The 17,137-nt window shown below is 66.1% G+C and carries 12 protein-coding genes and 1 pseudogene; 8 read left to right on the top strand and 5 right to left on the bottom strand.

What is annotated here, in order from left to right:
• Window positions 1-5: 5 nt before the first annotated feature.
• Both ACSKB9_RS09830 and galE read right to left on the bottom strand, forming a co-directional pair.
• Complete coding sequence (locus ACSKB9_RS09830) at window positions 6-1,817, bottom strand: ABC transporter ATP-binding protein (protein WP_438072812.1); 1,812 nt, start codon at window positions 1,815-1,817, stop codon at window positions 6-8.
• 109 nt (window positions 1,818-1,926) lie between these two features.
• On the bottom strand, window positions 1,927-2,940 hold the full coding sequence (gene galE, locus ACSKB9_RS09825; RefSeq protein ID WP_438072810.1) for a UDP-glucose 4-epimerase GalE: 1,014 nt from the start codon (window positions 2,938-2,940) through the stop codon (window positions 1,927-1,929).
• 138 nt (window positions 2,941-3,078) lie between these two features.
• Here galE and ACSKB9_RS09820 point away from each other — a divergent pair, with 138 nt between their 5' ends.
• Complete coding sequence (locus ACSKB9_RS09820) at window positions 3,079-4,119, top strand: glycosyltransferase family 4 protein (RefSeq protein WP_438080137.1); 1,041 nt, start codon at window positions 3,079-3,081, stop codon at window positions 4,117-4,119.
• Here ACSKB9_RS09820 and waaF read toward each other — a convergent pair.
• Entirely contained in the window at window positions 4,101-5,165 is a 1,065-nt protein-coding gene (gene waaF / locus ACSKB9_RS09815) for a lipopolysaccharide heptosyltransferase II (protein ID WP_438072808.1), read from the bottom strand. The genes ACSKB9_RS09820 and waaF overlap by 19 nt on opposite strands.
• Window positions 5,166-5,300: 135 nt before the next feature.
• On the opposite strand from waaF, the pseudogene rfaD reads away from it, so the two are divergent.
• From rfaD to ACSKB9_RS09785, 6 genes and pseudogenes are all read left to right on the top strand, one after another.
• Window positions 5,301-6,282: pseudogene (rfaD, locus tag ACSKB9_RS09810) on the top strand (ADP-glyceromanno-heptose 6-epimerase).
• A gap of 18 nt (window positions 6,283-6,300) precedes the next feature.
• Entirely contained in the window at window positions 6,301-7,773 is a 1,473-nt protein-coding gene (rfaE1, locus tag ACSKB9_RS09805) for a D-glycero-beta-D-manno-heptose-7-phosphate kinase (protein ID WP_438072806.1), read from the top strand.
• 8 nt (window positions 7,774-7,781) lie between these two features.
• A complete protein-coding gene (locus tag ACSKB9_RS09800) occupies window positions 7,782-9,062 on the top strand; it encodes an O-antigen ligase family protein (RefSeq protein ID WP_438072804.1) in 1,281 nt (426 codons plus the stop codon).
• Window positions 9,063-9,146: 84 nt separating this feature from the next.
• The gene (locus ACSKB9_RS09795; protein ID WP_050384629.1) at window positions 9,147-11,060 is read left to right on the top strand and encodes a nucleoside-diphosphate sugar epimerase/dehydratase; all 1,914 of its coding nucleotides are present in this window, start codon (window positions 9,147-9,149) and stop codon (window positions 11,058-11,060) included.
• A gap of 48 nt (window positions 11,061-11,108) precedes the next feature.
• Window positions 11,109-12,323, top strand: coding sequence for a glycosyltransferase family 4 protein (locus ACSKB9_RS09790; protein WP_438072802.1), 1,215 nt, complete (start codon window positions 11,109-11,111; stop codon window positions 12,321-12,323).
• On the top strand, window positions 12,320-13,261 hold the full coding sequence (locus tag ACSKB9_RS09785; protein WP_438072800.1) for an NAD-dependent epimerase/dehydratase family protein: 942 nt from the start codon (window positions 12,320-12,322) through the stop codon (window positions 13,259-13,261). The genes ACSKB9_RS09790 and ACSKB9_RS09785 overlap by 4 nt, the downstream gene beginning before the upstream one ends.
• 5 nt (window positions 13,262-13,266) lie before the next feature.
• On the opposite strand, the gene ACSKB9_RS09780 is transcribed toward ACSKB9_RS09785, so the two are convergent.
• Both ACSKB9_RS09780 and ACSKB9_RS09775 read right to left on the bottom strand, forming a co-directional pair.
• The gene (locus ACSKB9_RS09780) at window positions 13,267-14,277 is read right to left on the bottom strand and encodes an MraY family glycosyltransferase (RefSeq protein WP_310880078.1); all 1,011 of its coding nucleotides are present in this window, start codon (window positions 14,275-14,277) and stop codon (window positions 13,267-13,269) included.
• A 10-nt stretch (window positions 14,278-14,287) separates the two neighbouring features.
• Complete coding sequence (locus ACSKB9_RS09775; protein ID WP_438072798.1) at window positions 14,288-15,295, bottom strand: lysylphosphatidylglycerol synthase transmembrane domain-containing protein; 1,008 nt, start codon at window positions 15,293-15,295, stop codon at window positions 14,288-14,290.
• A gap of 367 nt (window positions 15,296-15,662) precedes the next feature.
• On the opposite strand from ACSKB9_RS09775, the gene ACSKB9_RS09770 reads away from it, so the two are divergent.
• Complete coding sequence (locus ACSKB9_RS09770) at window positions 15,663-17,075, top strand: mannose-1-phosphate guanylyltransferase/mannose-6-phosphate isomerase (RefSeq protein ID WP_438080136.1); 1,413 nt, start codon at window positions 15,663-15,665, stop codon at window positions 17,073-17,075.
• Window positions 17,076-17,137: the final 62 nt, after the last annotated feature.

Genomic DNA, 17,137 nt, shown 5'->3' with positions numbered 1-17,137 from the left:
GGGACCTAGCCGGTGGCGCTGATCGGCGCCAGCGCCAGCGGCGACGGGTCGTGGTGGTGCTGCAGGCGGAAGAACGAGGCGTAACGGCCGCCGCGGCGCAGCAACTCCTCGTGCCGTCCGCGCTCGACGATCTCGCCGCCCTCGACCACAAGGATCGCATCGGCATGCATGATGGTGTGCAGGCGGTGCGCGATCACGATCGTGGTGCGGCCCTGGCAGAGATGCTCGATCGCTTCCTGCACCTGCTTCTCGAACTCCGAGTTGAGCGCGGCGGTGGCCTCGTCGAGCAGGATGATCGGCGCGTTCTTGATCAGCGCGCGGGCGACCGCGATGCGCTGGCGCTGCCCGCCGGACAGCTGGGTGCCGTGCTCGCCGACCGGCGTGTCGTAGCCGAGAGGGAAGCTCATGATGAAGTCGTGTGCGCAGGCGGCCTTGGCGGCGTCGACGATCTCTTGCTCGGTGGCGCCCTGCTTGCCGAAGGCGATGTTGGCGCGGATGGTATCGCGGAACAGATAGACGTCCTGTCCGACATAGGCGGTCTGCTGCCGCAGCGACTTGCGAGACACTGACGAGATCGGCTGTCCGTCGATCAGGATGTCGCCCTCGCGCGTCTCGTAGAAGCGAAGCAGCAAGGCCAGCACGGTCGATTTGCCGCCGCCGGAGGGGCCGACCAGCGCAGTCACTTTGCCGGGCTCGGCCACGAAGCTCATGCGGTTCAGCACCGGCTCGCCCGGCCGATAGGCGAAGCTGACGTCGCGCAGTTCGATCCGCGCGTCGGAGAGTTTCAGGGCCGGCTTGCCGTCATCGGACTGTTCGCTCGCGGGGCTATCGACCACCTCGAGCAGCATCCGCGCGCCGACCAGCTGGCTGTTGAGGTCGATGTTGAGCCGCGCCAGCCGCTTGGCCGGCTCGGTCGCCATCAGGAAGGCGGTCAGGAACGTGAAGAACTGGCCCGGCGTGGAACCGAGCGCCACCACGCTGTAGCCGCCATACATCAGGCAGCCGGCGACCGCGAAGCCGCCGAGCATTTCCATCAGCGGATTGGAACGGTTGGCGACGCGCGCCATCTTGTTGGCATTGCTCTCGACGGTTGCGATGTGCTCGTCGATCCGCTGCTGCATGGCGCCTTCCAGCGTGAACGCCTTCACGGTGCGGATGCCCTGCAGCGATTCCTGCATCGTCTCCATGATGTCGGCGGTGCCGGTGAACTGGTTGTAGGCGAGCCCCTTGATCCGCTTCACCAGCCTGCGCAGCATCGGCATCGCCGGCGGCACCGCCACGAGCCCGATGAACGACATCAGCGGGTCCTGCCAGACCATGACGGCGACCATGCTGATCAGCATCAGGAAGTCGCGGCCGATCGCATTGACCAGCATGTTGAGTACGTCGGTGATCGACTTGGCGCCGGCGGTCAGCCGCGCCAGGAATTCCGACGAGTGCCGCTGCGAGAAGAAGCCGATGCTCTCGCTCATCAGCTTGGCGAATAGCTGCCGCTGGTTGCTGGCGAGGATGGCGTTGGAGATCTTGTTCAGGATCACCATGTGGCCGTAGGTCGCCACGCCCTTGATGAACAGCAGCACCACCGTGATCCCGGCGAACATCGCGATGCCGGGGATGTTCTTGTCGACATAGGCCTGGTTGATCACCTGGCCGAGCACGTAGGTGGCGCCAGCCGTCGAGCCGGCCGCAACGGCCATCAGGGCGAACGCCGTCAGATAGCGCCGCCAATAGGTAATCCCTTGTTCCAAGACCAGGCGGCGAATCAGGATCGCCGCGCCATAGGGATCGTCGGTAATTTTCTTTGGAAACTGGGCCATCCGCGTTCCATTGACGGCGGGCAGCGCCGGCCGTCAGGGTTGCGGGACCTCCTTGCCCGCTTGGCGGGGCTTTTTCAAGTACAATAACTGCTTGATAACGGTTTGTTTTTTAGGCCGATTCCGCTTGTCGCGCGGAGCCGGCGCGCTCCCGGAACAACTTCTCCTCCCAGGCCAGTGCGTGGCTCGCGATGGTCTCGAGATCATCGTAGCGCGGCGTCCAGTCGAGCAGCGAGCGGATCCTTGTCGTGTCGGCCACCATGGTCATGATGTCGCCAGGCCGCCGCGCGGCGTAGGCGACCGCGAAATTGCGCATCGAGACCCGGCGCACCGCCTCGATGGTTTCGAGCACGGAATAGCCGCGGCCATAACCGCAATTCATCGTCACCGATTGCCCGCCGGCGCGCAGATAGGACAGCGCCGAGCGATGCGCCTCGACGAGGTCGCTGACATGGATGAAATCCCTGATGCAGCTGCCGTCCTGGGTCGGATAGTCGGTGCCGAACACGTCGATCTTGGCGCGCTGTCCGGTCGCGGCCTCGACCGCGATCTTGAGCAGATGGGTGGCGCCGATGGTGGCAAGGCCGACGCGGCCCTTCGGGTCGGCGCCGGCGACGTTGAAGTAGCGCAGCACGACGTAGCTCATGCCATGAGCGGATGCGACGTCGTGCAGCATGATCTCGGTCATCAGCTTCGACGAGCCGTAGGGCGACAGCGGACGGGTCGGTGCGATCTCCGGCACCGGCACCTGGTCCGGGTTGCCGTAGACGGCCGCGGTCGAGGAGAAGATGAAGCGGCCGACGCCGCCCTTCACCGCCGCGTTGAGCAGGCTGCGCGTCGTCATGGTGTTGTTGCGGTAGTAGCCGAGCGGATCGCGCATCGAGTCCGGCACCACGACGGAGCCCGCGAAATGGATGATGCTGTCGATGCCGTGCTGGGCGATCACGCCCTCGACGAGATTTTCGTCGCCGGCATCGCCGATGAACAGCGGCACGCCTTCGGGCAGGAACGCGGAGAAGCCGGTGGAAAGGTTGTCGATCACGACGACGCTCTCGCCGGCATCGACCAGCGCATGAGCCATGTGACTTCCGATATAGCCGGCGCCGCCGGTCACGAGCACGGTCATGGATAGAGCTCTCCCGATATTCTTTAACCGGTGATGCTAGCGGGAGTGCGGTGAAGAGGGGGTTTCGCCGCGGCCGAACTGGCCACTATGCTTAATGTTGCGTATAGGAACTGGCACGAAACGGAGACTTGCGTGCCGATCGAGAACATACCTGCCGGCGAGCTCAAGCTCATCGTGCCCAATCTGCACCGACGCTATTCGGGTGTCACCGCGACCAACCGCATGGTCGCGCCGAAACTCGCAAAGATGTTTCGCGCAGGCTGGCTCGGCTCGCATCGGCCCGACGGCATCGACGCGATCGGATTCGCCGATCTCCTCCGGCTGTGGCGGCGCGCATCGCCGCTGATCTGGCACGCGCGGCGCAACGACGAGATGATCGTCGGGCTCGTGCTGCGCGCGCTCGGCTGGCCGCTGAAACTGATCTTCACCTCGGCCGCGCAGCGCCACCACACCTGGCTGACGCGCTGGCTGATCCGCAACATGGATGCGATCATCGCCACCAGTCCGCTGTCGGCCTCCTATCTGAAGCGCGACGCGACAGTGGTGATGCACGGCGTCGACACCGATCGTTATGCGCCGCCGGCCGATCGCGCGGCAGCCTTCGCCGAGAGCGGATTGCCGGGGCGCTATGCGATCGGCTGTTTCGGGCGGGTGCGCGCGCAGAAGGGCAGCGACGTCTTCGTCGAGGCGATGTGCAGGCTGCTGCCGCGCTATCCCGATTTCACCGCCGTCATCGTCGGCGCGGTGGTGCCGGAGCAGCTCGCCTTTGCCAACGAGCTAAGGCGGAAGATCGAGGCCGCCGGCCTGCAATCGCGCATCATCATCACGGGCGAACTGCCGATCGAGGACGTCGTGCGCTGGTACCAGCGGCTGACGGTCTACGCCTTCACCTCGCGCAATGAAGGTTTCGGCCTGACCCTGATCGAGGCGATGTCGGCAGGCGCGGCGCTGGTGGCGGCGCGCGCCGGCGCGGCCGAGTTCGTCGTCGAGGACGGCGTCACCGGCGTGCTCACGCCGCCTGGCGACGCCGATGCGCTGGCGGCCGCGCTGGAGCCCTTGATGCGCGATCCGGCAGCGGCCGCGGCGATGGGGGCGCGGGCGCGGCAACGAGTTGTGGATAAGTTCAGCCTCGATGCCGAAGCGAACGCGATCGCGGCGGTCTACCGCGCGCTGAGCTGAGCCAGCACGCGCTGCGCAATCTCCACAACCTCTTCGGGGGCGATGTCGCGCATGCAGCGATGATCGTTCATGGTGCAGACCGTGCGCTGGCACGGCTGGCACGACAGCTTGCTCCTGGTCTGCAGCACCGTCGCGGCGAGGCCGTTGAGGGGCGCCCAGAGATAAGGATCGGTCGGGCCGAAGATGCCCATGGTCGGCGTGCCGATTGCGGCGGCGATGTGCATCAGCCCGGAGTCGTTGGTCACAGCGACGCTGGCCGCGGCCATCGCAACAATGCCGTTGCGCAGATCGGTGCCGGTGAGGTCGCGGACCCGCGCGCCGCCGGCTGCCGTGATCTCCTGCGCCAGCGCCTTCTCGCCGGGGCCGCCGACCACCCAGACGTCGAAACCATGTTCGGCGAACAGGCGCGCCGCCTCCGGATAATAGGTCCAGCGTTTCGAGGCGCCGACCGAGCCGGGGCCGAGCGCGATGGCGGGACCGCGGCCGAGGCCGTTGGCCTGCCGCCAGCGTTCGATTTCGTCCGCGGGAACCCGAAGCTGCGGCACCGGCCATTCCGGCAGGCGGGCAGTGCCGTCAGGCAGCGCCAGGATTGCGTTCTTGTCGATGAAGCGCGGCTGCTGCTTTTCACCCCATCGCATCGCGTTGATCAGGCCGAACCGCACCTCGCCAAAGAAGCCGACCCGTTCCGGGATGCCCGCCAGCGCCGGTGCGAGAGCGGCCTTCCAGGTCCGCGGCAGCACCAGCGCGGTGGCGTAGTTCCGTCGGCGGAGCTCGGCCGCGAGCGCCTGCTGCTGGGCCAGCGCCAGCCGGCTGCGCGGCAGGTCGGACACGATCCCGGCGCGAACATCGGGCATATAATCGACCAAAGGGGCGCAAAGCCTGGATGTCAGAAGGTCGATCGGCCAATTCGGCCAGCGCTTGCGGAGCACCCTGACCACCGTGTGGCCGCGCACGAAATCGCCGATCCAAACATAGGGCACCACGAGGATAGGTCTGGTATCCCCGGTATCCTGTGTTTCGATATCAGATATTGAATCGGTATTCATTTCTAAATAGGCCAGGGCCGATCGGGCGCGGCCAAGTCGGTAACCGGTTCGCGATGAGAGGTAAAGCCGTCGTTGCCTGTGACGCGGGAGTGGGGCAAAGCTGACGGCTGCAAAGGAATCTGGCGGGATTTCATCATGTTTCTGGTAACCGGGGGCGCCGGTTTTATCGGATCGAACGTCGTGGCCGCGTTGAACGACGCCGGGCGCAGCGACGTCGCGGTCTGCGATCTGCTTGGGCAGGACGGCAAGTGGCGGAACCTGGCCAAGCGCCAGCTTGCCGATGTCGTTCCGCCGGCCGAGCTTGGCAACTGGCTGAAGGGGCGGCGGCTCACCGCCGTGATCCATCTCGGCGCCATTTCCGCGACCACGGCAACCGACGGCGACCTGGTGATCGAGACCAATTTCCGTCTCTCGATGCGGCTGCTCGACTGGTGCACGGCGAATTCCACGCCGTTCATCTATGCTTCCTCGGCCGCGACCTATGGCGACGGCGAACAGGGGTTTGACGACGACGCGTCGGTCGAGGCGCTGAGGCGGCTGCGGCCGATGAACCTGTACGGCTGGAGCAAGAACCTGTTCGACCTTGCGGTCGCCGAGCGCGCGGCGAAGGGCGAGCCTCTGCCGCCGCAATGGGCCGGGCTGAAATTCTTCAACGTGTTCGGCCCCAATGAATATCACAAGGGCCCGATGATGAGCGTGCTCGCGCGCCGCTTCGACGACATCAAGGCGGGCCGTGTCGTGCAGCTGTTCAAGTCGCATCGCGAGGGCATCGCCGACGGCGATCAGCGCCGCGACTTCATCTATGTCGACGACGTCGTGCGGGTGATGATGTGGCTGATCGCGACGCCGCGGGTCTCCGGGCTGTTCAATGTCGGTACCGGCAACGCGCGCCAGCTTCAAGGACCTGATCGTCTCGGCCTATGGCGCGCTCGGGCTGGAATCGAACATCCAGTATGTCGACATGCCCGAGCAGATTCGCGGCAGTTACCAGTACTTCACCCAGAGCGTCGTCGATCGTCTCGGACGCGCCGGATACAATGGCGGTTTCACGCGCCTGGAAGACGCAGTCGGGGCCTATGTGAAGGGCTTTCTCGATCGCGCGGATCGCTATCGCTAGAGCGGATGACGGTGACTGATGTTCGATTTTGAAGCGATCTCGCGTGCCATGTCCGGCCAGACCGTGCTCTGCGTCGGCGACCTCATGCTCGACGAGTTCGTCTATGGCGAGGTGTCGCGGATCTCGCCGGAGGCGCCGGCGCCGGTGATCGCGGTCAGGCGCAGCGAGACCAATATCGGCGGCGCCGGCAACGTCGCGCGCAACATCGCCGCGCTTGGCGGGCGCTGCATCTTCGTCGGCCTGATCGGCGAGGACGCCGCCGGCGCGGTGCTGGCCGAAGCGCTGGCGAAGGAGCCCGCTATCGAGACCGTGCTGGTGCGCGACGCCGCGCGTCCGACCACGCGCAAGGTGCGCTTCGTCTCCGAGCAATTCTCGACCCACATGCTGCGCTCCGACTGGGAACTCGCCGCGCCGGCCGCGCCGGCCATCGAGCAGCAGCTGATCGATGCGATCCTGCCGCGTCTTGCGCGGGCCGACATCGTGCTGCTGTCGGACTACGCCAAGGGCGTGCTCACCGCGCGCGTGATCCGCAACGTGATCGACGCGGCGCGCCAGGCGCAAAAGCGCGTTATCGTCGACCCCAAGAGCGCCAATCTCGCGATCTATCGCGGCGCGACCGTGCTGACGCCGAACCGCAAGGAATTCGCCGAGGCGACCCGCAGCCGCGCCGACAGCCAGGACAGCATCGCGCAGGCCGCGCCCGATGCGATGTATCTCGCGGATTGCGAGGCGATGCTGGTGACGCAGGGCGAGCGCGGCATGACGCTGGTGACGCGGGGCGGCGAGTCGATCCATGTGCCGGCGCTGCCGGTCAAGGTGCGCGACGTCTCCGGCGCCGGCGATACCGTTGCCGCGGCGCTAGCGCTGGCGCTGGCGGGCGGCGCCGACTGGGAAGGCGCGCTGCGGATCGCGAGCGCGGCGGCGGCGGTTGCGGTCGGCAAGACCGGTACCGCGATCGTCAAGTCCGCCGAATTGCGCCGAAGGATCCTGCCGCACGCTTCGCTGGCGGCCGAGGAGAAGATCGTCCCGGCCGGCGGCGACATCGATGCATGCCTCGAGGAGTGGCGCAGGCAGGATCTGCGCATCGGCTTCACCAATGGCTGCTTCGACATCCTGCACCCCGGCCACGTCAAGGTGCTGACCGCCGCGCGCGGCGCCTGTGATCGCCTCGTCGTCGGGCTGAACAGCGACGCCTCGGTGAAGCGGCTGAAGGGCGAGGGACGTCCGGTGCAGGACGAGCGCGCCCGCGCCGAGGTGCTGGCGGCGCTGGAAGCCGTCGACCTCGTCGCGATCTTCGAGGAGGACACGCCGATCAATCTGATCACGCAGGTACGGCCGAGCGTGCTGGTCAAGGGCGGCGACTATACCCGCGAGCAGGTGGTTGGCCACGAGATCGTCGAAGCCGCCGGCGGCGAGGTGGTGCTGGTCGAGATCCTGCCCGGCCACAGCACGACGTCGCTGGTTGCGCGGGCCCGTGAGGGCAAGGCGTGAGCGCAAGCATGGCATCCCCGGCAGGCGCCGCGGCGTGTCCGGCCTGGCGCGATCCGGCGCGCTGGCAGACCGCGACCGACGTGGTCGCGGTCCTGATCGCGCTGTCGCTGCCGTGGTCGACCTCGCTGGTCGGCATCTTCGGCGTGGTGCTGCTGATCGCGATTGCGCCGACGGTCGATCTGAAGGCTTTCTGGGCGCTGCTGAAGCGGCCGATCTGCCTGGCGCCGGTCGCGTTGTTTTGCCTCGCGCTTGTCGGCACGCTGTGGTCGGACGCGGCTTGGGGCGCGCGATTCTACGCGGTCGGGCCGACCGCAAAGCTCCTGGTGCTGCCCGTCCTGCTCTATCATTTTCAGCGCTCGACCCGCGGGACCTGGGTGTTCGTCGCTTTCCTCGTCTCCTGCACGCTGTTGATGCTGATGTCCTGGCTGGTGCTTGCCTATCCGCACCTCGCGCTGAGGGCGCCCGCTCCGGGTGAGCAGGGAGTTTTCGTCAAGAACTACATCGACCAGAGCCAGGAATTCACCTTGTGCGCGGTCGCGCTGGCCTATCCGGTCGTGATGCTGCTGCGGGCCAAACGCATCCTGCCGGCCATGTTGCTGATTGCGATTGCGCTCAGCCTGTTCGCCAACATGGCGATGGTGGTGGTGTCGCGGACTGCATTGGTGACGGTTCCGATTATGTTCGCGGTGTTTGCGCTGCTCCATCTGCGCTGGCGCAGCATCGCCCTGATCCTCTGCGCGGCCGCTGCGTTAGCCGTGGTGGCGTGGTATGGCTCGCCGCAATTGCGCTCGACGGCGGAGTCGTTCGAGCGCGACTACAAGCTCTACATGCAGCGCAACGAGCCGACCTCACTCGGCTTGCGGCTCGAATTCTGGCGCAAGTCGCTCGGCTTCTTTGCCGAGGCGCCGGTCATCGGCCATGGCACCGGCGCGACGCGGGGCCTGTTCGAGCGCGTCGCGAAGGGCGGTGCGACCCAGGCTTCCGGCGAAGTGATCGGAAACCCCCACAATCAAACGTTGAACGTCGCCGTGCAGTGGGGCATTGTGGGTGTAGCGATACTGTACGCAATGTGGCTCCTGCACCTTTTGCTGTTCCGCGGCGACGGTCTCGTCAACTGGATCGGGCTTCTCGTCGTGGTACAGAATATTTCTAGTTCGTTGTTTAATTCACACATCTTCGACTTTCACGAGGGCTGGATGTATGTGCTGGGCGTCGGAGTTGCGGGCGGCATGGCGTTGAAGGGGCAATTGCGGGCCGATATGGAACCCGAACCTCCTGCTCGTCCATGATCGCTGGCAAGGGCTCTGCAGATACGCTATCAGCCTGCCAATGTCCCATCGCGAACTCCCAGTTGCCGGCAACCCGTCCGTTAGATGACGCGCCTTTCACAACTCACCCTGCGCAATTTCCTGATTTTGGTGCATGACGCGCTCGCGACGACGTTCGCGTTGCTGGCGAGCTTCTATCTGCGTTTCGAGGGCAGCCTTCTCACCGATCGACTGCCGCACCTGCTGCTCATCCTGCCCTGGTTCGTGCTGTTCAGTGTTTTCGTCAGCTATTTCTCCAATCTGACCACGGCGAAATGGCGCTTCACCTCGCTGCCGGACGCGCTGAACATCCTGCGGGTCGCAGCGGTGCTGACGCTGGCACTGGTCGTGCTGGACTACGTCTACTTCTTCACCGGAACGAATTCGCAAAGCCCGGTGTTCCTCGGCCGGGTCACGATCATCCTGTTCTTCTTCCTCGAGGTATTCGCGCTGAGCGCGTTGCGCCTCGGCTACCGCTATTTCCGTTATTCACGCACGCGACTGCATGCCCGATCCGACAATGCCGCGCCGGCGCTGCTGGTCGGACGTACGGCCGATGCCGAAGTCGTGCTGCGTGGCATCGAGAATGGCGCCATCAAGCGGCTCTGGCCGGTCGGCGTGCTCTCGCCGTCGGACGCGGACCGCGGCCAGATGATCCGCAACATTCCCGTGGTCGGCGGCGTCGACGACATCGAGGCCGTGATTCGGGATTTCGAGACCCGCCAGCGGCCGATCAAGCGCGTGGTCATGACACCGTCGGCCTTCGAACCCGAAGCGCATCCGGAGAGCGTGCTGATGCGCGCCCGGCGGCTCGGCGTGATGGTCAGTCGCCTGCCGTCGCTGGAGGGCGGCGACGCGCCGCGACTGACCAATGTCGCCGTCGAGGACCTGCTGCTGCGCCCAAGCCAGAAGATCGACTACGCGCGGCTCGAGACGCTGGTGAGGGGCAAGTCCGTCATCGTCACCGGCGGCGGCGGCTCGATCGGCGCCGAAATCTGCGAACGGGTCGCGACCTTCGGCGCCGCGCGCCTCCTGGTCGTGGAGAACTCGGAGCCGGCGCTCTATGCGGTCACCGAGGCGCTGTCCGCGCGCGACTCCGGGCCCGAGATCGAGGGCCGGATCGCCGATATCCGGGATCGCGAGCGCATCACGCGGCTGATGAGCGAGTTCAAGCCCGACATCGTGTTCCACGCCGCGGCGCTCAAGCATGTGCCGATCCTGGAGCGCGACTGGAGCGAAGGGGTCAAGACCAACATCTTCGGGTCGGTGAACGTGGCCGACGCCGCGCATGCCGCGGGCGCGAGCGCAATGGTGATGATCTCGACCGACAAGGCGATCGAGCCGGTGTCGATGCTGGGCCTGACCAAGCGCTTCGCCGAGATGTATTGCCAGGCGCTGGACCATGACCTGATGACCGAGGCAAAGGGCAAGCCGCACATGCGGCTGATCTCGGTGCGGTTCGGCAATGTGCTGGCGTCCAATGGATCGGTGGTGCCGAAATTCAAGGCGCAGATCGAGGCCGGCGGACCGATCACGGTGACCCATCCGGACATGGTTCGCTACTTCATGACGATCCGCGAGGCCTGCGATCTCGTGATCACCGCAGCGACGCACGCAGTGACGCCGGCGCGGCCCGACGTCTCGGTCTATGTGCTGGAAATGGGGCAACCGGTGAAGATCGTCGATCTCGCCGAGCGGATGATCCGCCTGTCGGGCCTGCAACCCGGCGTCGACGTCGAGATCGTGTTCAGCGGCATCCGTCCCGGCGAGCGGCTGAACGAGATCCTGTTCGCAAGCCAGGAGCCGACGCTCGAAATCGGCGTTGCCGGTGTCATGGCGGCGAAGCCGAACCAGCCTCCGATGTCGACGCTGCGCAAGTGGCTCGCGGCGCTGGAGGATGCGATCGAGAGAGATGACCGTGTGACCATCCGCGCCGTCCTTCAGGACGCCGTGCCCGAGTTCGGATCGAATGCCGCCTGACCGCGCCGTTCTGCGGACGCCGAGACAGGACCGTTTCGAAAGCCATTGATGCGTAGTTCTCGAAAAGTCGTGGTCGTCAGCCAGCACTATCCGCCGGACCACAGCACGACCGCCGCGATCATGTCCGCGATCGCCGAACGGATCGCGCAGGAGTCCGAGGTGATGGTGGTCTCCGGGATGCCGGGCTCGGCGCGGGCGCCGGCGCCCGGGCGGCCCGCCGTCGTCGAGATCAGGAACTGGCTGCCGGGAAAGGCGGCGCTTATCAAGCGCGCGCTGGCTGAGGCGCTTTTCACCGGCCGGATCTTCTTTGCGCTGTTGTCGCGCCTGAAGCGGGGCGACGTGGCGTTGACGGTGACCGCTCCCTTCGCGCTGCCCTATGCGGTTGCCGCCGCGGCAAGGTTGAAGGGGGCCAAGTCGGCGCTGATCCTGCACGACCTGTTTCCCGACGTGCTCGTGATGGCCGGGCTGCTGCGGCCGTCCTCGCTTGTCACGCGGGCGATGCGCGCGATCAACGCGCTGATGTTTCGGGCCCTGAACGCTGTCATTGTGATCGGCCGCGACGCCGAGAAGCTGCTGCTGCGCTATGGCGGAATGACACCGGACAAGATCAGGCTCATCCCGAACTGGGCCACGCTCGCGCCCGGCAACCGTCCCGTGAGCCCCGACAATCCGTTTCGCAAGGCGATCGCCGCCCGCTTCGTCGTCGGGCTGTCCGGCAATCTCGGCTTCACCCACGATCCGGACATCGTCTTCCAGGCCGCGCGGCTGCTGCGTGACGAAGGCGAGATCCATTTCCTGCTCTCGGGATGGGGCATCGGCTTCGCGCGGCTCAAGGAGCTGCAGGCCACCGCGCGGCTTGCCAACGTCACGCTGGTCGACCGCGTCGCGGACAGCGAGCTCGATGCGCTGCTCTCCAGCGCGGACGTCTGGCTCATTCCCTATCGCAAGGACGTCGCCGGTGTGTCGGTGCCGAGCCGGTTCTACAATCTGCTCGCGGCCGGCCGCCCCGTCATTCTCGTCTCCGAGCCCGAGGCCGAGGCCGCGCTCACCGTCAGCGAAAGCCGGCTGGGCTGGGTCGTCACGCCGGGAAGGCCCGATCAACTCGCCGATGCCATTCGCCAGGCGTCGCGATCGCAGGACGCCGCGATGGCCGAGCGCGCGGTCGCGACAGCGCGGAACTTCAGTCCCGAGCGGGCGCTGGCGAGCTACGCTGCGCTGGTCCGGGAGCTGCTATCCAATCGCGATGTGGAGCGGACGGTATGAATGATGGTCGCCGGACGGTTCTGGTCACGGGCGCCAGCGGCTTTGTCGGCCGCCATGTGGTGCCCGTATTGGCGCGCAACGGCTGGGTGGTGCGACGCGCGGTGCGAACGGCGCCGCAGGATGCGAACGACGTGACGATCGGCTCGCTCAGCCCGGTCACCAATTGGGGCGCGGCGCTCGATGGCGTGGACGCGGTTGTCCATCTTGCGGCCCGCGTTCACCAGCAGTCCGACGAACAGGCGATCGAGCTCTACCGCAACGTCAATATTGAGGGCACGCTGCATCTGGCGCGTTCCGCGGCCGCTGCCGGCGTACGCGATTTCATTTTCGTCAGCACGATCCTTGTGCATGGGCGCAGCAATTACGGGCGTCCTCCGTTTCGCGAGGACGACGTCCTGACACCGCGCGGCCTCTACGGAAACTCGAAGGCGGCCGCCGAGGTTGGCTTGAAGGAAATTGTGCCGGGCAGCGGCATGAGGGTGACCGTCATCAGGCCGCCGCTGATCTACGGCGCCGGCGCGAAGGGAAATTTCGCGTTGCTCAAGCGTGCCGTGATCAATCGCATGCCGCTACCGCTCGCGTATGTGAAGAATCGCCGCGCGTTCGTGTCGGCGGAAAACCTCGCGTCGTTCATCTTGCACCGGTTGTCGCACCCGGGAGATGATTTCGACGTGTTCCTGGTGGCTGACCGCGAGCAGGTCTCGACGCGGGAATTCGTCGAGCGGCTGGCCCGGGCGGCGGACACCTCGCCGCGTCTGTTCTGGCTGCCGGCGCCGCTGTTGAAGATGGCGCTCGGGATCAGCGGCCGCAAGGAAGCCTATGACAGCCTGTTCGCCTCGCTCGAGCTTGATCTTTCCAAGATCGCGGGCACCGGATGGCAGCAGCCGATCAGCCTCGACGAGGGGCTGCGGCGCGCGCTGCGTCAAACGGACAGCTGAGGCGATCAGAGCGGTCGCGAGAATCGCCGCAGCTGCCAGGCGACGGCGAGCGCGCCGGTCAGCAGCAGCGCGATGTCTGCGGTGAGCGAATTGAGGGCAACCGATGCGAATGCGAGCAGCGCCAGCACCGCGTTCAGCGCAAACACCTCGCCGACGACGCGCCACACCGTGAATCCGTTGTCGGTCGCGCGCTGGTAGAAGTGCGAGCGATGCGCGGCCCAGAACGGCTCGCGCCGCGCCATGCGGCGAAACAGCGTGACCGTCGCATCCGTCAAATAGTACAGCGGCAGCAGCAGCGCGGCGGCGAACTGCCGATGCAGGGCGAGCTCGAGCAGGCACCAGCCGAGCAGCAGGCCGATCGGCAGGCTGCCGACATCGCCGAGGAATATCCTTGCGACCGGTCGGTTGAACGGCGCGAAGCCGAGCAGCGCGCCGCACAGCGCTGCCGCGACCAGCGCGGGAGCTGCGGGGAGATAGCCGAAGCTGCCGAGCAGGGCGATCGCCACGGTGATCGGCACCGCCTCGGCCGCTGTCATCAGGTCGAGCCCGTCCATGAAGTTGACGAGGTTCACGAACCAGAGGCCGGCGATCAGCAGCAGGCCGCGTTCGAGCCAGACCGGGCCGGCCGGAACCAGCCTCAGACCATCAGGCGCGGAAAACACCACGGCCGCAACGGCGGCGGCCTGCAGCAGCAGCCGTGGGACGACCGGCAGCGAGCGGATGTCGTCGGCAAAACCCACCACCGCGATGAACAGGCATGCCGCGAAGACGATGAAGGGAATCGTCAGGTCCTGCGATCCGGCCAGGACGATGACGATCCCACCCGCCAGCAGCGTCGCCGCCGTGACCGCGATGCCGGCACCCTGCGGCGTCGGAATACGGTGCGACGAGCGCGCGTTCGGCTTCGCCAGTGCCACACGCAGCAGCAGCGGCCGCGTCGCCTGGATCAGGACAGCCGAGATCGACGCAGCCAGGACCGCCGCGATCAATGACAGGAGGATTTCGAAAGCGCTCATTCTGGTCCGGCTATTGCGATCCCGGGACTCGCGATTGCGATCCCGGGATTCGCGATTGCGATCCGGGGACTTCGATCGGTTCTGTGCCCTTGGCGGCCTTTTCCGGGCTCAGGATCCACACCAGGCCGCCAAACACGCCAACCACGAACGATACCGCGCCGAACAACAGCGAGATGTTGACGCCCTCATTGGCGATCAATCCGGCGTAGCCGAAGGCCAGCGCCATCGTGGCCTCGCGCACGCCCCAGCCCGCGATCGAGATCGGCATCATCGTGATCAGCATCACCGGCGGCAACAACTGGAAGATCTGGCCGAAGGTGACGGGCGCGGTGATCGATTTCACCACGCACCAGGCGATCACGACGGTCACCACGTGAATGGCGATCGATAGGGTTGCGACCCTCAATCCGTGCTTGCGGCTGAACAACACCCGGTTCGCGATCACAGCGCAGGCATGGATGTGATGCGTCGCCCACCATTGCTTCAGCCAGGCCCACGGCAACACGCCGATCAGCAGGAAGCCAAATCCGGCCGCGAGTGCGGCGAGGTCGAGCAGCAGCAACGCCATCCAGCCGTGGGAATCGGAAATCAGCCGATAGCTCCAGGGCAGGGTGGCCGCGATGACGACGGCGAGGGCGATCAGTCCGATCGCGCGGTCGACGAAAATCGAATAGGTGGCTGCGCGCCAGCCCGCACCGGCGCGCGCGACGAGCCAAAGCCTCACCGCGTCGCCGCCGATCGAGGACGGCAGTGTCTGGTTGAAGAAGGTGCCGATCACGTTGAAGCGCATGGCCTGACCGGTCTCCAGCGGGGCGCCGCACTCCACGCTGATCTCCCGCCAGCGCAACACCCCGAGGAAGATCTGCAGGAACGTGACCGCGATCGCGAGGGCGAGCCAGCCGAGGCTCTCGACCTGGATACGGGAGGCAAGGTCGTACAGATTGACCTTGCGCAGCGAGAGATACAGCAGCGCGGCCGAGATCAGGATCTTGACGGTCGAGAGCAGGATTCGGCGCATTTCCGTTCGCGCTGCCAGGTTTCAGAATGTGTCAAAAACAGCGCAAAACGCTTTCGCGCGCCCAAATTCGCCGCCTTGGTATGGTTTCCGCGCCGATCTGGCAATACCCGTACTGGTCCCTATTGCGGCAGGCGCGAAGGGGTGGCTAAAGAGGCCGGAACGGGGGACGGCCGGCCGATCACCGGGGGTTTACGTTACCGGTAAAATCCGACCAGACGCGCGCGGGGCGCGTGCTATTGCTTGGATAGTGCTTCCGAGGCAACAGGGCCGCCGGCCGCGACGGCCCGGGCCGATTTGGTGTGTCGTCCGCAGGCGGATACGACAGGACTTGCACGACAGGACTTGCACGACAGGATTTGAGGCATCGATAAATCGACGAATTATTCCCCTGATCATGTGCGGCGGCGCAGGCACGCGATTGTGGCCGGCGTCACGCGAGGTGCATCCGAAACAGTTCCTGTCGCTGTTCGGGGCCCGCTCGACCTTCCAGGAGACGCTGCTGCGGGTTTCCGACGCCGGCCTGTTCGAGCGTCCGGTCGTGATCACCAACGAGGCCTATCGCTTCATGGTGCTGGAGCAACTGGCCGAGATCGGCCGTGAGGCCGACGTGCTGCTGGAGCCGATGCGCCGTGACTCGGGGCCGGCGATCGCGGCCGGTGCGGCGTTCGCGCAGAGCCGCGACAGCGAAGCGATCGTGCTGGCGCTGGCCGCCGACCATCTGGTGCGGGACACGGCGGCCTTCGTCGCCGCGTGCCGCGGCGGATTGGTGGCTGCGGACGCCGGCCGCATCGTGACGTTCGGCGTCAAGCCGGAGCGGCCGGCCACCGAATACGGCTACATCAATCCGGGTGAGGTGGTCGCCGGCGAGGTGCGCGCGGTGGCGAAATTCGTCGAGAAGCCGGATGCCGCGACGGCGGCGGGCTATATCGATGCAGGCTATCTCTGGAACAGCGGCAACTTCATGTTCCGCGCCGGCGTGCTGCTCGACGAGTACCGCAATGTCGATGCGGACAGCGTCGCCTCGGTGGAGCAGTCGGTTGCGTCGGCGGCGCGCGATCTCGGCTTCGTCAAGCTCGATGCGCAGGCCTTCGGCGCGGCGAAGGCGATCTCGATCGACTACGCGGTCATGGAGAAGACATCGCGTGCCGCGGTGGTGCCGGTGGCGTGCGGCTGGTCAGACATCGGCTCGTGGCGTCAGGTCTGGGAGCTGTCGGACAAGGACAGCCTCGGCAACGCTGCGCGCGGCACTGCGGTGTTCGAGGACTCCCGCAATTGCAACGTCTCGACCGACCGGGCGCTGGTTGCGCTCGAAGGCGTCGACGATCTCGTCGTGGTCGCGACCCAGGACGCCGTGCTGGTGTCACGCCAGAAGGACGCCAACGGGCTGAAGCGGCTGGTCGCGAAATTGAAAGTGGCGGCGCCGGAGGTGACCGAGAACCACATCAAGGTGCATCGCCCCTGGGGCTCCTATCAGTCGGTCGACAATGGCGATCGCCACCAGGTCAAGCGCATCGTCGTCAAGCCGGGCGGACGGCTGTCCCTGCAGAAGCACCATCATCGCTCCGAGCACTGGATCGTGGTGCGCGGCACCGCGCAGGTCACCGTCAACGAGCTGATCAAGACGGTGCACGAGAACGAATCGATCTACATCCCGATCGGCGCGGTGCACCGGCTGGAGAACCCGGGCAAGATCCAGCTCGAGCTGATCGAGGTGCAGACCGGCAGCTATCTCGGCGAGGACGACATCATCCGCATCGAGGATGACTATCGGCGCACCTGAGGCGAACGGCCGCGCGCTCAAGACCAAGTCGCGGGCGATGTAACTCTTTGAATCAAAACGTG

This window comes from Bradyrhizobium sp. BR 1433 (genome assembly GCF_051547665.1).
Lineage (GTDB): Bacteria > Pseudomonadota > Alphaproteobacteria > Rhizobiales > Xanthobacteraceae > Bradyrhizobium > Bradyrhizobium australafricanum.
This window is presented reverse-complemented; position numbering and strand designations above follow the sequence as displayed.

What these genes read in the sequence shown, in the direction of transcription:
- ACSKB9_RS09790 (WP_438072802.1), top strand. Translation starts at nt 11,109, where the DNA reads ATGCGTAGTTCTCGAAAAGTCGTGGTCGTCAGCCAGCACTATCCGCCG.
- ACSKB9_RS09830 (WP_438072812.1), bottom strand. Translation starts at nt 1,817, where the DNA reads ATGGCCCAGTTTCCAAAGAAAATTACCGACGATCCCTATGGCGCGGCG.
- ACSKB9_RS09775 (WP_438072798.1), bottom strand. Translation starts at nt 15,295, where the DNA reads ATGCGCCGAATCCTGCTCTCGACCGTCAAGATCCTGATCTCGGCCGCG.
- ACSKB9_RS09785 (WP_438072800.1), top strand. Translation starts at nt 12,320, where the DNA reads ATGAATGATGGTCGCCGGACGGTTCTGGTCACGGGCGCCAGCGGCTTT.
- waaF (WP_438072808.1), bottom strand. Translation starts at nt 5,165, where the DNA reads ATGAATACCGATTCAATATCTGATATCGAAACACAGGATACCGGGGAT.
- rfaE1 (WP_438072806.1), top strand. Translation starts at nt 6,301, where the DNA reads ATGTTCGATTTTGAAGCGATCTCGCGTGCCATGTCCGGCCAGACCGTG.
- ACSKB9_RS09795 (WP_050384629.1), top strand. Translation starts at nt 9,147, where the DNA reads ATGACGCGCCTTTCACAACTCACCCTGCGCAATTTCCTGATTTTGGTG.
- galE (WP_438072810.1), bottom strand. Translation starts at nt 2,940, where the DNA reads ATGACCGTGCTCGTGACCGGCGGCGCCGGCTATATCGGAAGTCACATG.
- ACSKB9_RS09800 (WP_438072804.1), top strand. Translation starts at nt 7,782, where the DNA reads ATGGCATCCCCGGCAGGCGCCGCGGCGTGTCCGGCCTGGCGCGATCCG.
- ACSKB9_RS09780 (WP_310880078.1), bottom strand. Translation starts at nt 14,277, where the DNA reads ATGAGCGCTTTCGAAATCCTCCTGTCATTGATCGCGGCGGTCCTGGCT.